The 11,737-nt window shown below is 62.1% G+C and carries 13 protein-coding genes; 9 read left to right on the forward strand and 4 right to left on the reverse strand.

The window, feature by feature from the left end; all coding sequences use genetic code 11:
- Positions 1 to 296 precede the first annotated feature (296 nt).
- The 8 genes from corA (at position 297) to ACVTFQ_RS02335 (ending at position 7,534) form a co-directional block, all read left to right on the forward strand.
- Complete coding sequence (gene corA / locus ACVTFQ_RS02300) at positions 297 to 1,274, forward strand: magnesium/cobalt transporter CorA (RefSeq protein ID WP_018898613.1); 978 nt, start codon at positions 297 to 299, stop codon at positions 1,272 to 1,274.
- 18 nt (positions 1,275 to 1,292) lie between these two features.
- Positions 1,293 to 3,191, forward strand: coding sequence for a potassium transporter Kup (locus tag ACVTFQ_RS02305; protein WP_018898614.1), 1,899 nt, complete (start codon positions 1,293 to 1,295; stop codon positions 3,189 to 3,191).
- A 290-nt stretch (positions 3,192 to 3,481) separates the two neighbouring features.
- The gene (locus ACVTFQ_RS02310) at positions 3,482 to 4,570 is read left to right on the forward strand and encodes a cell wall hydrolase (protein ID WP_111561828.1); all 1,089 of its coding nucleotides are present in this window, start codon (positions 3,482 to 3,484) and stop codon (positions 4,568 to 4,570) included.
- Positions 4,571 to 4,852: 282 nt separating this feature from the next.
- Positions 4,853 to 5,197 (forward strand): AtpZ/AtpI family protein, encoded by a 345-nt coding sequence (locus ACVTFQ_RS02315; RefSeq protein ID WP_018898616.1) that lies wholly within the window; start codon positions 4,853 to 4,855, stop codon positions 5,195 to 5,197.
- A 75-nt stretch (positions 5,198 to 5,272) separates the two neighbouring features.
- Positions 5,273 to 6,025 carry a F0F1 ATP synthase subunit A gene (locus ACVTFQ_RS02320; protein ID WP_018898617.1) on the forward strand — a complete coding sequence of 251 codons (753 nt, stop codon included), beginning with the start codon at positions 5,273 to 5,275 and terminating at the stop codon, positions 6,023 to 6,025.
- A gap of 69 nt (positions 6,026 to 6,094) precedes the next feature.
- Positions 6,095 to 6,322, forward strand: a complete 228-nt coding sequence (locus tag ACVTFQ_RS02325) for a F0F1 ATP synthase subunit C (RefSeq protein WP_015338972.1) — start codon at positions 6,095 to 6,097, stop codon at positions 6,320 to 6,322.
- Positions 6,323 to 6,400: 78 nt separating this feature from the next.
- Positions 6,401 to 7,039: a F0F1 ATP synthase subunit B gene (locus ACVTFQ_RS02330; protein WP_111561829.1), complete on the forward strand. Its 639-nt coding sequence runs from the start codon at positions 6,401 to 6,403 to the stop codon at positions 7,037 to 7,039.
- A gap of 3 nt (positions 7,040 to 7,042) precedes the next feature.
- On the forward strand, positions 7,043 to 7,534 hold the full coding sequence (locus tag ACVTFQ_RS02335) for a F0F1 ATP synthase subunit B (protein WP_018898619.1): 492 nt from the start codon (positions 7,043 to 7,045) through the stop codon (positions 7,532 to 7,534).
- Between the two features lie 98 nt (positions 7,535 to 7,632).
- Here the strand turns inward: ACVTFQ_RS02335 and ACVTFQ_RS02340 are convergent, their stop codons facing one another.
- Complete coding sequence (locus ACVTFQ_RS02340) at positions 7,633 to 8,304, reverse strand: ribonuclease HII (protein WP_111561830.1); 672 nt, start codon at positions 8,302 to 8,304, stop codon at positions 7,633 to 7,635.
- Positions 8,305 to 8,469: 165 nt separating this feature from the next.
- Positions 8,470 to 9,627 carry a PA0069 family radical SAM protein gene (locus tag ACVTFQ_RS02345; protein ID WP_018898622.1) on the reverse strand — a complete coding sequence of 386 codons (1,158 nt, stop codon included), beginning with the start codon at positions 9,625 to 9,627 and terminating at the stop codon, positions 8,470 to 8,472.
- 141 nt (positions 9,628 to 9,768) lie between these two features.
- Between ACVTFQ_RS02345 and ACVTFQ_RS02350 the strand changes: the two genes are divergently transcribed.
- Positions 9,769 to 10,287: a glycosyl transferase gene (locus ACVTFQ_RS02350; RefSeq protein WP_111561831.1), complete on the forward strand. Its 519-nt coding sequence runs from the start codon at positions 9,769 to 9,771 to the stop codon at positions 10,285 to 10,287.
- 3 nt (positions 10,288 to 10,290) lie between these two features.
- On the opposite strand, the gene moaB is transcribed toward ACVTFQ_RS02350, so the two are convergent.
- Together moaB and ACVTFQ_RS02360 are read right to left on the reverse strand one after the other, a co-directional pair.
- The gene (gene moaB / locus ACVTFQ_RS02355) at positions 10,291 to 10,836 is read right to left on the reverse strand and encodes a molybdenum cofactor biosynthesis protein B (RefSeq protein WP_047508070.1); all 546 of its coding nucleotides are present in this window, start codon (positions 10,834 to 10,836) and stop codon (positions 10,291 to 10,293) included.
- Positions 10,823 to 11,734, reverse strand: a complete 912-nt coding sequence (locus ACVTFQ_RS02360; protein WP_111561832.1) for a 4-(cytidine 5'-diphospho)-2-C-methyl-D-erythritol kinase — start codon at positions 11,732 to 11,734, stop codon at positions 10,823 to 10,825. The genes moaB and ACVTFQ_RS02360 overlap by 14 nt, the downstream gene beginning before the upstream one ends.
- Positions 11,735 to 11,737: the final 3 nt, after the last annotated feature.

Raw genomic sequence — 11,737 nt, forward strand, 5'->3', positions numbered from 1 at the left:
CCATGAGGGCGGCGTGTGCGAATGCTCGATGATAGCCAGCCCTGCAGCGGCGAATGCCAGCTGCATGTTCGGAGTTCTCTTGTCGATCGAAGGATTGGTGACTGCGATGCGGTTGAGCATAGTGCATACCCGAGCTTCGGCCGGCTATGACGGGATATTGATGAACATTCTTCAGCCGCTTTCGTTAATCTTGAAGACTTGCAGCTTGAGCGCCGCTTTTTCAGGCGCTTCGCGGAAGGTTTTTTGATGCGAACGGCGATGGCCCTCACAGCCCTGGATCACGGGAGAAGCACCCGGTGATCACTGCCTATTGCTCCAATTGCCAATCGGTCGAGCTCGGTGATCTCACCAAGGTCGAGACCATGCGCGACGATATCGTCTGGATCGACATGATCGAGCCGACGCGCGAGGAAGAGGCCTATGTGGAGAAGGCGCTCGGCATCGAAGTGCCGACCCGCGAGGACCTCAAGGATATCGAGCCCTCAGCCCGTCTCTATACCGAAGGCGATGCCGTCTTCATGACCGCCTCGCTGGTCTGGAAGGCAGAGACCGATGCGCCTGTCCTCACGGATGTCGCTTTCATTCTCGCCGGCAAGCGGCTGATCACCATCCGCTACGCCCAGCCCAAGTCCTTCGCGCTCTTCATCGCAGCCCTTCACCGTATTCCCGCCCACTGGCGCAACGGTGCGTCGCTGCTCGCCAAGCTGTTTGAGACCATCATCGACCGCACGGCGGAAATTCTCGAAATCTCGGTCGCCCGCATCGATATCTTGTCGACCCACGTCTTCGGCGATCGCGCCAAGAAGGTTCGCAAGCCCTCGAACTATCTCGAGGAGAAGCTGCGCGATATCGCTGCCCATCAGCGCCTCGTCAGCAAGGTGCGCGACAGCCTGGCCTCCATGTCGCGGCTGATGACCTTCTTCTACAATGTGCCGGCCGTGCAGCAGGATCGTGCCACGAAGGAACTGTGCCGCACCGTCTCGCGCGATATCCAGTCGCTGAACGAGCACTCGTCCTATATCGCCGGCAACATCACCTTCCTTCTCGATGCATCGCTGGGTCTGATCAACATCGAACAGAACTCGATCATCAAGATTTTCTCGATCGCATCGGTGGTCTTCTTGCCGCCGACGCTGGTCGCCTCCATCTATGGTATGAATTTTGAATTCATGCCGGAACTGCATTTCGCCCAGGGCTATCCTTATTCGCTCGGGTTGATGCTGGTTTCCGCCGTCATTCCCTTCTTCTTCTTCCGTTGGAAAGGCTGGCTCTGAAGAGCCTGTTTTTGTTTCATGTCCGCAGACAGCCATTCACACGACCAGAACATGAGCCCGCGCAAGCTCTTCTATCTTGCGCTGGGTTCTGTCGGTGTCGTCTACGGTGACATCGGTACCAGCCCGCTTTACGCGTTTCGCGAAGCGCTGAAGCCCGTCGCCGCCGATGGCCTCACCCGTTTCGAGGTCATCAGCGTCGTCTCGCTGATGATCTGGGCGCTGACCATCATCGTCACAATCAAATACGTGCTGCTTCTCTTGCGCGCCGACAACGAAGGCGAGGGCGGCACGCTGTCGCTGCTGGCGCTTCTGCTGAAGACCGCCAACGGCCACACCGCGCTTCTGATGATGCTCGGCCTCGTCGGCGCGGCACTCTTTTTGGGCGACGCGATGATCACGCCGGCGCTGTCGGTTCTGTCGGCCGTCGAAGGTCTGAAGCTCGTCGCGCCGCAGCTGAGCAGCTATATCGTGCCGATCTCGGTCGCCATCCTCGCCGTGCTCTTTGCCGTGCAATCGCGCGGCACGGGAACGATGGCGCGCTATTTCGGGCCGATCACCGCGCTCTGGTTCATCGTGCTCGCCGTCGTCGGCATCTCGCATATCTCGGATGATTTCGGCATCCTCGCCGCCTTCAATCCCTATTATGCCGTGAGCTTCCTCATGCATGAAGGCTTCTTTGGCGTGATTGTGCTCGGCGCCGTGTTCCTGACGCTGACGGGCGCCGAAGCGCTTTATGCCGACCTCGGCCATTTCGGCCGCCGCCCGATCCAGTGGGCATGGTTCGTGCTGGTCTTCCCGGCGCTGACGCTGAACTATCTCGGCCAGGGCGCTCTGGTGCTCGGCAACCCGCATGCCATGAGCGACCCTTTCTACCTGATGTTCCCGAAGTGGGCGCTGCTGCCGGCCGTCATCTTGGCCACCGCCGCCACCATCATCGCCAGCCAGGCGGTCATCACCGGCGCGTTCTCGCTGATCCGCCAGGCGATCAACCTCGGCTTCCTGCCGCGCATGGAAATCCTCTTCACCTCGGAAACCAACACCGGGCAGATCTTCGTGCCGTCGGTCAATCTGCTCTTGTTCCTGGGCGTGATCTTCCTGGTCATCTCCTTCGGTTCGTCGGATTCGCTGTCCACGGCCTATGGTATCTCCGTCACCGGCGCCATGGTCGTGACCTCGATCATGGCCTTCGAGTTCGTCCGCGTCCGCTGGAACTGGTCGGTGCTGACGGCGACCGCCGTGCTGGCGCCGCTCTTCGTGCTGGAAATGATCTTCCTCGGAGCCAACCTCATCAAGATCCACGATGGCGGCTACATCCCTGTCTTGATCGCCACCGCCTTCGTTGTCGTCATGTGGACATGGCGTCGCGGCTCGGCGCTGCTGATGGAAAAGACCCGTCATACGGATATCCCGTTGGCCTCGTTCATCTCCTCGATCGAGCGCAAGAGCGACCACTCGCCGGCCCATGTTCCGGGCACCGCGATCTTCCTCACCAGCGATCCGGAATCCGCACCCGCCGCGCTGTTGCACAATCTGAAGCACAACCACGTCCTTCACGACAAGAACGTGATCCTGACGATCCGCACGGTCAACAAGCCGCGCGTGCCGAGTGCCGACCGCTACAAGGTCGAGCAGATCTCCGAGCGCTTCTCGCGCGTCGAGCTTTTGTTCGGCTTCATGGAATCGCAGAACGTCTCGCAGGCGCTGGCGACGTTGCGCAAGACCGGGCTGAAGTTCGACATCATGTCGACCTCCTTCTATCTCGGCCGCCGCAAGCTGGTGCCGGATGCGAAGTCGGGCATGCCCTATTGGCAGGACCGCCTCTACATCGCGCTCGCCAACGCCGCCGCCAACCCGTCGGACTACTTCCGCCTGCCGGCAAACCGTGTGGTCGAGCTCGGATCGCACGTCATCATCTGACGTGGTACTCCATCCTCCAAAAGCCCGGCCCTCGCGCCGGGCTTTTGCGTTTCAGTATCTATAAGCAAATGCTGTATCAATTGGGGGCGGCGTATTAACCAAGCATCAAGGTTAATGAGACATTTTTATCGGCATGTTCATGCGTCCCATGCCGGAGTCTGGTGTTGCGTCGAAATAGTCGTGTCCCTGGCAAATCACGCACCCCTGGTGCGTTGCGCCGCTTTGATAAGCTGCGCCCTTTGCTGCAAAGATGGAGTTCCCCCGCGCTCTTCGGCGTCTGCGCGTGGCTGATGTTCCCCACCATGGCCTCGCATGCCGATCTGGCAGCCCTTCTGGCCGGCCTCGACCAGGGCCGCGAGAACTGGCGCATGGTGCTGACCAACTCGCCCGCCGGCTCCATCCACCAGGCCGAGCTCGCCTTCGCGGATCCCGCGGTCACCGGCGCGATCGCATCCGGCGCCGGCATGGTGCTGCCCGATGGCCGCAAGGTCGCCTTCACCGCCGAGAACAAGGGCCACGAAGACACGCCCGATGAAGACCGCGTCAATCGCGCCACCAAGAAGGGCAGGGTGGTCGCTGTCGAGCGCGTGCAGCCGCCAAAGGATTTCTCCGCCGGCTCGATCCTGCAGCGGACCCGCCTTCTGTTTCAGCCGACCTTCAATTTGAAGGACAAGTCGGCCTTCGTGAAGCCGAAGATCCGCGGCAAGGAAATCGAGATCGCCACCAACTTCTATCGCAAGCAGCCGCCGAAGCCCGCCGCCGACATCTCGCCGATGCTGGCTGATCTCGTCACCAGCAACAAGTCCGACGTGCTCGCCACCGCCTTCGCCCCCGCCGCTCCCGATTACGCCCGCCAGTCCCCCTTCGATTCGATCCTGACCGACAAGGCCGACAATGGCCGCTTCGTGCCGCAGATCGGCCCGAAGGATCACGCCTGGGCCGCGAGCATCCTGCCGGCCAGCGTCTTCTCGCCAGCCGAGCAGCAGTGTCTCGCATCAGGCATCTATTTCGAGGCGCGTGGTGAAACCGTGAAGGGCCAGGCGGCCGTCGCCCAGGTCATCCTCAACCGCGTGCGCAACCCGGCCTACCCGAAGACCATCTGCGGCGTCGTCTACCAGAACGAGGATTGGCGCAACCGCTGCCAGTTCTCCTTCGCCTGCGACAACATCAAGGACCGCGTGAACTCGCAGGCCCATTGGAGAATCGCCCGCGATGTGGCGATGGCGGTCACCGCCGGCCGCATCTGGCTGCCCCAGGTTGGCTCCGCCACCCATTACCACGCCGTCTATGTTCGCCCGAAATGGGCAAAGACCATGGAAAAGGTCGGCCGCATCGGCCTGCACGTCTTCTACCGCACCTATGGCGGCGGCTGGAGCTGACAAAAACCCGGTAAAAGGCGCGTTTTCGCGCCTTATTGCCGCGTCAGCCCGCGGATTCTTTCCCCCGATTCCGCCACAACCCGCCGGTATCGATCTAACCATATGTTTTTGATCGCTTATTTTATGGCTGGACATCGGCCTGCTACGCCTTGACTATGGATTTTGCTAAAACTATGTTGCGCGCGACTTCAAAGCGGGCCGGAAGGTTCTTCAGCCTTGGGGTCGTTGTCCGGTAAACCGGGGTAGCGGCGTAGCGGACGGCGGCAGGCGGAGGAGAGCACGATGGCGGATGACCGCGAGGAGAGTCTGGAAAAGCGCCGTGCGCAACTGGGAGCGGAACTCGCGACCAAGCGCATCGAGGCGGGGAAGGACGAGGCCGACGAGGCCCGCGCCGAGGTAAGCCGCAAGGGCTATGCCCAGGCGATGAAGCTTTCGAGCGAGTTCATTTCCGCAGTCGTGGTCGGCGCTGTCCTGGGCTATCTCTTCGACCGTTTTGTCGGCACTGCGCCTTGGGGATTGATCGTACTTCTTCTTCTTGGATTTGGTGCCGGCGTGCTGAACGTGATGCGCGCTGCGGGCAAGGTTGCGAAACCTGATCTCGATATGCGCGAAAGCGACCGGAAATAGGGCGGAACGTTCAGGCGTTCGATCCAGTGCAATAATCCCGTCTCGTGCGGGTATAAGATATAGAGAGAACAAGCGGTGTCTAACGATCCGACTCATCAGTTCCTGATCCAGAAGATTGTGCCGATCGAAATCGGCGGGATTGATTTCTCGTTTACGAACGCCTCGCTGTTCATGGCGGCTTCCGCTGCCGTGGCCGCCGGCTTCCTCTATTTCTCGACGTCGAACCGTGCCATCGTGCCGGGCCGCTCGCAGTCGGTCGCCGAAATGTCCTACGAGTTCATCGCGGGAATGCTGAAAGAAGGCGCCGGATCCAAGGGAATGAAGTTCTTCCCGCTGGTTTTCTCGCTCTTCATGTTCGTGCTGACGGCAAATCTGCTCGGCATGTTCCCATACTTCTTCACCATCACCAGCCAGATCATCGTCACCTTTGCTCTTGCTCTGCTCGTCATCGGCACGGTTCTGGTCTACGGCTTCTATAAGCACGGCTTCCACTTCCTGAATGTCTTCGTGCCTCAGGGCGTTCCCGGCATCTTGCTGCCGCTGGTCGTCGCCATCGAAATCATCTCGTTCCTGTCGCGTCCGATTTCGCTCTCCGTTCGTCTCTTCGCCAACATGCTGGCCGGTCACATCACCCTTAAAGTGTTCGCGGGCTTCGTTGCCTCGCTTGGAGCCATGGGTGCGGTTGGTATCGGCGGCGCCGTTCTTCCCCTCATCATGACCGTCGCCCTGACGGGTCTCGAGTTCCTCGTCGCCTTCCTCCAGGCTTACGTCTTTGCGGTGCTGACTTGCATGTACCTCAACGACGCGATCCATCCGGGTGGCCACTAAGGGATACCGACATTGACGCCCGCGGGCGTCAGTCAATTCGCCGCAACAACCATTTCAAAGGAGTACAACATGGACGCGGAAGCAGCAAAATTCATCGGTGCAGGCCTCGCTTGCTTTGGTATGGCCGGTACGGCTCTCGGCCTCGGCAACATCTTCGGCAGCTACCTGTCGGGCGCCCTGCGCAACCCGTCTGCCGCTGACAGCCAGTTCGGCCGTCTGGTATTCGGCTTCGCCGTTACGGAAGCTCTGGGCATCTTCTCGCTGCTCGTCGCTCTCCTTCTGCTGTTCGCCGTTTAATTTCGGCGCACTGAGGGATCACGGCCTGCGAACAGCGAGCCGTGATCCTTTGTATTTGCAGTACACCTGGAGGTGAGCATGTTTTTTGTGACCCCGGCTTACGCTGAAGAAGCCCCGGCGGGAACCGCAGAAACTGGTGCAGCGACCGGTACAGACGCGCATGCTGCCCCGGCCGCAGGCGAGGTTCATACCGAGACCGGCGTGCCAGCCGAACACCATGGCGGTGTTTTTCCGCCTTTCGATACTTCGACGTATGCGTCCCAGCTGCTCTGGCTGGCGATTACCTTCGTCATTTTCTTCGTGCTCATGCAAAAGGTCATTGCACCGCGCATCGGCGGTATCCTCGAGCAGCGCCACACGCGCATTGCCCAGGACCTCGATGAGGCTGCACGCCTGAAGGCGCAGGCAGACGCAGACGTTGCTGCCTACGAAGCCGAACTCGCAGAAGCCCGCGCCAAGTCGAACGCAATCGGCACGGCAGCGCGCGACGCCGCCAAGCTCAAGGCCGAGGCCGACCGCCGTGCGGTTGAAGCCGCTCTGGGCGAAAAATTGAAGGCTGCGGAAGGCCATATCGCCGATATCAAGGCGAAGGCATTCGCGGATGTCGGCACGATCGCCGAGGAAACGGCAAAGGCCGTCGTCGAGCAGCTGGTCGGTGGCACCGCCACCAAGGCTGAAGTCACGTCCGCCGTTACCGCGGCCAAGAAGGGAGCTTGATCGATGGAATTTGCACTGGACGCAACATTCTTCGCATTCGTCGGTCTCGTCCTGTTCCTGGCGCTGGTCGTCTACCTCAAGGTTCCCGGCATGATGGCGACGTCGCTCGACGACCGCGCCGATCAGATCCGTAACGAGCTGTCGGAAGCCAAGCGTCTGCGTGAAGAGGCCCAGCACCTGCTGGCCGAATATCAGCGCAAGCGCAAGGAAGCCGAAGCGGAAGCTGCCCATATCCTGGCAGCCGCCGAGCGCGAAGCGGAAATGTTCACCGCCGAAGCCAAGAAGAAGACCGAGGAATTCGTTGCCAACCGCACCGCGGTTTCGGAAGCGAAGATCAAGCAGGCCGAAGCCGATGCGATGAAGGCGGTTCGTTCCGCAGCCGTCGACCTCGCCATCGCCGCCGCTGAAACGGTTCTCGTCAAGAAGGCCGATGCCAAGGTTCAGTCCGAACTCTTCGGCAACGCCCTCGGCCAGGTAAAGACCCGCCTCAACTGAGATCGGTCCTATCGCATTTCGAAGCCCCGGTTCGCCGGGGCTTTTTGCGTTTTGGGGATGTTGTCGCGGTAATGCTGAAACGACGTGCGAGGTGTCGCCTACTCGCCGTCGGTGACCAGGAACTGCTTGAGTCGCCCGAAGCTCATCCGATGCAGCGGGCATGGGCCGTGGCTGTCGATGCCGGCACGGTGGCGCGCGGTGCCGTAGCCGGCGTGCGCGGCGAAACCATAGGCGGGGAAGATCAGGTCGGCGCGCGTCATCATCCGGTCGCGCGTGACCTTGGCGACGATGGAGGCGGCAGCGATCGACACGGAGCGGGCATCGCCCTTGACGACGGCCTGACCGGGGCACTCAAGCCCGGGCGGAACGTCCAGCCCGTCGGTCAGCACATAGCTTGCCGGGATGGAGAGGCTCAGGATCGCGCGGCGCATGGCGTCGAGGCTCGCCTTGCGGATATCCGTCTCGTCGATGCGGCGCGAGCTGGATGAGGCGATCGCGACGGTCGCGGTGGCAAGGATCTGCTCGAAGAGCTCTTCCCGTCTTTGCGCGGAAAGCTGCTTGGAATCGTTCAGGCCATCGGGGATGCGCTTGGGATCGAGAATGACGGCGGCGGCAACGACTGGCCCCGCCAGCGGCCCGCGCCCCGCCTCGTCGGCGCCGGCAACAGGCCAGTGGCCGGCCTTGCGCGCCTTCAGCTCCAGCCGGAAATCCGGAAGCAGTGGGACATCTTCGAAAAGCATGGGAGAATCGGGTGGCGTGCGACGTTTCATGCGGCTGAACTTCGCACGCCAACCCGATTTCCTGCAAGTCCCCGGATCAGGGCGGCGGGCCGGGGACTTGAGAACGGAAGGCCAGGGTCAGCCGTCCGTAAGGGAATGTCAGAGCACGTCGCGCAAAAGTGTGCAGCGGTTTTGCGACAACGACATGCTGCAAAACTAGAGCAGCGACAGCTGCACGCCGCTGCCGTTGGGCGGCACGAACAGGTCGTCGCGCAGCGGCATGCTGCGGCGGGTCATGCCGAGCCGCTTCGTGGCCATCTCGAAGCGCCGGGCGATCTGCCAGGCATAGGGACCGGCGCCCTTCATGCGCTTACTGAAATCGGCGTCGTAATCCTTGCCGCCGCGCATCGAGCGCACCAGCGACATGACGTGTCGGTAGCGGTCGGGATAGTGCTGCAGCAGCCAGTCGCGAAACAGCGGCGACACTTCTAGCGGCAAACGCAGGATCACATACCCGGCTTCCGTGGCGCCAGCGGCATGCGCCGCATCGAGCACACGCTCGATCTCGTGATCGTTCAGCGCCGGAATGACCGGCGCCATCATCACCGATGTGCGGATGCCGGCGTCGCTCAGCGCCTTCAACGCATCGAGCCGCTTCGATGGGGTCGATGCGCGCGGCTCCATCGTCCGCGCCAGCTTGCGGTCCAGCGTCGTCACGGACAGCGAGGCGCGCACCAGGTTTTTCTCCGCCATGCGCTGCAGGATATCGAGATCGCGCAGGATGAGCGCAGACTTGGTGACGATCGAGACAGGATGGTTGGCCCGCTCCAGCACCTCGAGGATATCCCGCATGATCCGCCATTCCTTCTCGATCGGCTGGTACGGGTCGGTGTTGGTGCCGATGGCGATCACCCGCGGCTTGTAACCCGGCTTGGCGAGCTCGCGCTCCAGAAGCTTGGCCGCATCCGGCTTGGCAAACAGCCTGGCTTCGAAATCAAGCCCCGCAGACAGGCCCATATAGGCGTGCGTGGGGCGCGCGAAGCAATAGATGCAGCCATGCTCGCAGCCGCGATAAGGGTTGATCGAACGGTCGAAGGGGATATCCGGCGATTCATTGCGGGTGATCGCCGTACGCGGCTTTTCGATCTGCACCTCGGTCTTGAACGGCGGCAACTCCTCAAGCGTCTGCCAGCCATCGTCAAAGCCCTCGCGGCTCTGCGGCTCGAAGCGCCCGCTCGGGTTCAGCCCCGCACCGCGGCCACGCCGGCGGTCGACCTCGATCCTGAGGCCGGAAGAAACGATCATCGCGTCGGCAATATCCGCCGTATTGGCAGGCGCGAATGCGGCCTGCCCTGCAAGGGACTGTTCGTTCATCGGGTTTCTCCGTCGATGGAAGACTAGGTGTCCCCATCCGTTCTGGTGATTAAATTCCTATCGCTGAAATGAGAACAATGCAAGAACAAAATTGGAAAACTGTCGCTGGTAATGTTTTGTGCGTCGCACTATAAATGAGCAATGTTGACTGTCGTATTGGAATGCCGGGATCAGGAACCTGAGCTGGCGCAGACATTATCGGTGTTGGTTGCTGGTGCCGTGGAGGGGCTGGTGAGCGATGTGGTGGTGCTCGACCACGGCTCGCGCGATGGCTCGTCCAAGGTCGCGGACGCTGCCGGCTGCCGCTTCCATCAGCATTGGGATATCAAGGACATACTGCGCTCGGCGCGCGGCGAATGGCTGCTATTCGTTGAGCCCGGCGCCCGCCCGCAGAGCGGCTGGATCGACGAGATCGCCGAATATGTGGCGCTGAACAAGCTGCCCGCCCGTTTCACCGCCTCGCGCGGTTATCGCCGGCCTTTCTATCAGCGCCTGCGCCGCCTGGCGCCGCTCGAGCTTGGCCTGTTGCTGCCGAAAAAACATGCGCTGGCGACGGCGCGCAGCGGCATGCAGCTTGCCGAATTCGTCAAGGGACAGAAGCTGCGCAAGCTATCGGCCGAGCTCATCCCGTCCTGGGTGGCGCGTTCGGCGCGGAGCTAGGAATCAAGCGCCGCGCTTCAGGTGCTCGTCGAGCCTGGGCATGATTTCCACGAAGTTGCACGGCATGTGGCGATAATCGAACTGCGCCTTCAAGATGCCGTCCCACGCGTCCTTGCAGGCGCCGGGCGATCCCGGCAGCACGAAGACGAAGGTGGTGCCGATCAGCCCCGCCGTCGCGCGCGACTGCACGGTGGATGTACCGATCTTGTCCTGCGAGATACGGTGGAAGACAGCCGAAAAGCCGTCCATGCGCTTGTCGAACAGCGGCTCCAGCGTCTCGGGCGTCACGTCGCGCCCGGTAAAGCCGGTTCCGCCGGTGGTGATGATCACGTCGACATCGGCTTGCGCGGTCCAGGCCTGCACCTGCGCGGCGATCGCCTGCCTGTCGTCGGGCGCGATGGCGCGCGCGATGAGGCGGTGTCCCGCCTCCGAAATCCGGGCCGCCAGCGTATCGCCTGAGCGGTCGTCTGCAGCTGTGCGCGTGTCTGATACAGTCAGCACGGCAAATCCCACCGGAATAAACGGACGCGTGTCGTCAACGCCTGTCATCATCATCTCCCGCCAATGTTTCGGTTGCCTCGAAATACCAGTCCGGCCGCTTGCCGTGAAGCGCACGCGCCGCAGCCTCTGCCTCGTCCATGCTTGCGAATATGCCGAAGCACGTCGCGCCCGATCCTGACATCCGCACGAATAGCGCGCCTTGGTCGCGGAGCATATCGGCGATTTCGGCGATCTCGGGCAGCAGCGCACGCGCCGGCGGTTCGAGATCGTTGCGCATGGCGCGCAACGCGTCCAGCCAGGGGAGACCGGGTGCTACCGCAAGCGCGCCGTTCGTCTTGGTCGCCAGCTTGCGGAACACCTCGGGCGTCGAAACGCCCTTCAGCGGATTGGCGAGCACCATGGGAAAAACCGGCAGGTCGCGCACCGTCTCGATCCGCTCGCCGATACCGCGCGCGATCAGCGGCCGGCTCGCAAGACACATCGGCACATCGGCGCCGAGCTTGATGGCGATGGCGTCGATGGTCGCGGCGGGCAGGGGAGTACCCCACAACCGCATCAGCCCACGCAGCGCCGCCGCCGCATCCGCCGAGCCGCCGCCGATGCCTGAGGCAATCGGCAAATCTTTGTACAGGTGGATCTTTACGGGTGGCGCGGTCCCGCCAACGTCGAGGACGGCAAGACGCAACGCATCGCGCGCCTTCAGCACCAGATTGGTACCGCCATCGCCCGCAAGCGCGTCGCCGAAGCGTCCGGAGATATGAAACTCGTCGGCATCCGCTGGTGCGAAGTCCAGCCGGTCGCCCGCCCGCGTGAACGTCACCAGCATTTCGAGCAGATGATAGCCGTCGTCTCTCTGGCCCGTCACATGCAGGGCCAGATTGATCTTGGCAAAGGCATCCTCGCTGATCGCAACGCCGTCGGCGAAGCCGAAGCCGGTGTCAGCCATGGA

The sequence above is a fragment of the Rhizobium sp. O111 genome, assembly GCF_055616315.1.

Excerpts from the sequence above, each read along its gene's own strand:
- moaB (WP_047508070.1), bottom strand. The coding sequence starts at position 10,836 with ATGACAGGCGTTGACGACACGCGTCCGTTTATTCCGGTGGGATTTGCC.
- ACVTFQ_RS02310 (WP_111561828.1), top strand. The coding sequence starts at position 3,482 with ATGTTCCCCACCATGGCCTCGCATGCCGATCTGGCAGCCCTTCTGGCC.
- ACVTFQ_RS02360 (WP_111561832.1), bottom strand. The coding sequence starts at position 11,734 with ATGGCTGACACCGGCTTCGGCTTCGCCGACGGCGTTGCGATCAGCGAG.
- ACVTFQ_RS02315 (WP_018898616.1), top strand. The coding sequence starts at position 4,853 with ATGGCGGATGACCGCGAGGAGAGTCTGGAAAAGCGCCGTGCGCAACTG.
- ACVTFQ_RS02340 (WP_111561830.1), bottom strand. The coding sequence starts at position 8,304 with ATGAAACGTCGCACGCCACCCGATTCTCCCATGCTTTTCGAAGATGTC.
- ACVTFQ_RS02345 (WP_018898622.1), bottom strand. The coding sequence starts at position 9,627 with ATGAACGAACAGTCCCTTGCAGGGCAGGCCGCATTCGCGCCTGCCAAT.
- ACVTFQ_RS02325 (WP_015338972.1), top strand. The coding sequence starts at position 6,095 with ATGGACGCGGAAGCAGCAAAATTCATCGGTGCAGGCCTCGCTTGCTTT.
- ACVTFQ_RS02330 (WP_111561829.1), top strand. The coding sequence starts at position 6,401 with ATGTTTTTTGTGACCCCGGCTTACGCTGAAGAAGCCCCGGCGGGAACC.
- ACVTFQ_RS02335 (WP_018898619.1), top strand. The coding sequence starts at position 7,043 with ATGGAATTTGCACTGGACGCAACATTCTTCGCATTCGTCGGTCTCGTC.
- ACVTFQ_RS02305 (WP_018898614.1), top strand. The coding sequence starts at position 1,293 with ATGTCCGCAGACAGCCATTCACACGACCAGAACATGAGCCCGCGCAAG.
- ACVTFQ_RS02350 (WP_111561831.1), top strand. The coding sequence starts at position 9,769 with ATGTTGACTGTCGTATTGGAATGCCGGGATCAGGAACCTGAGCTGGCG.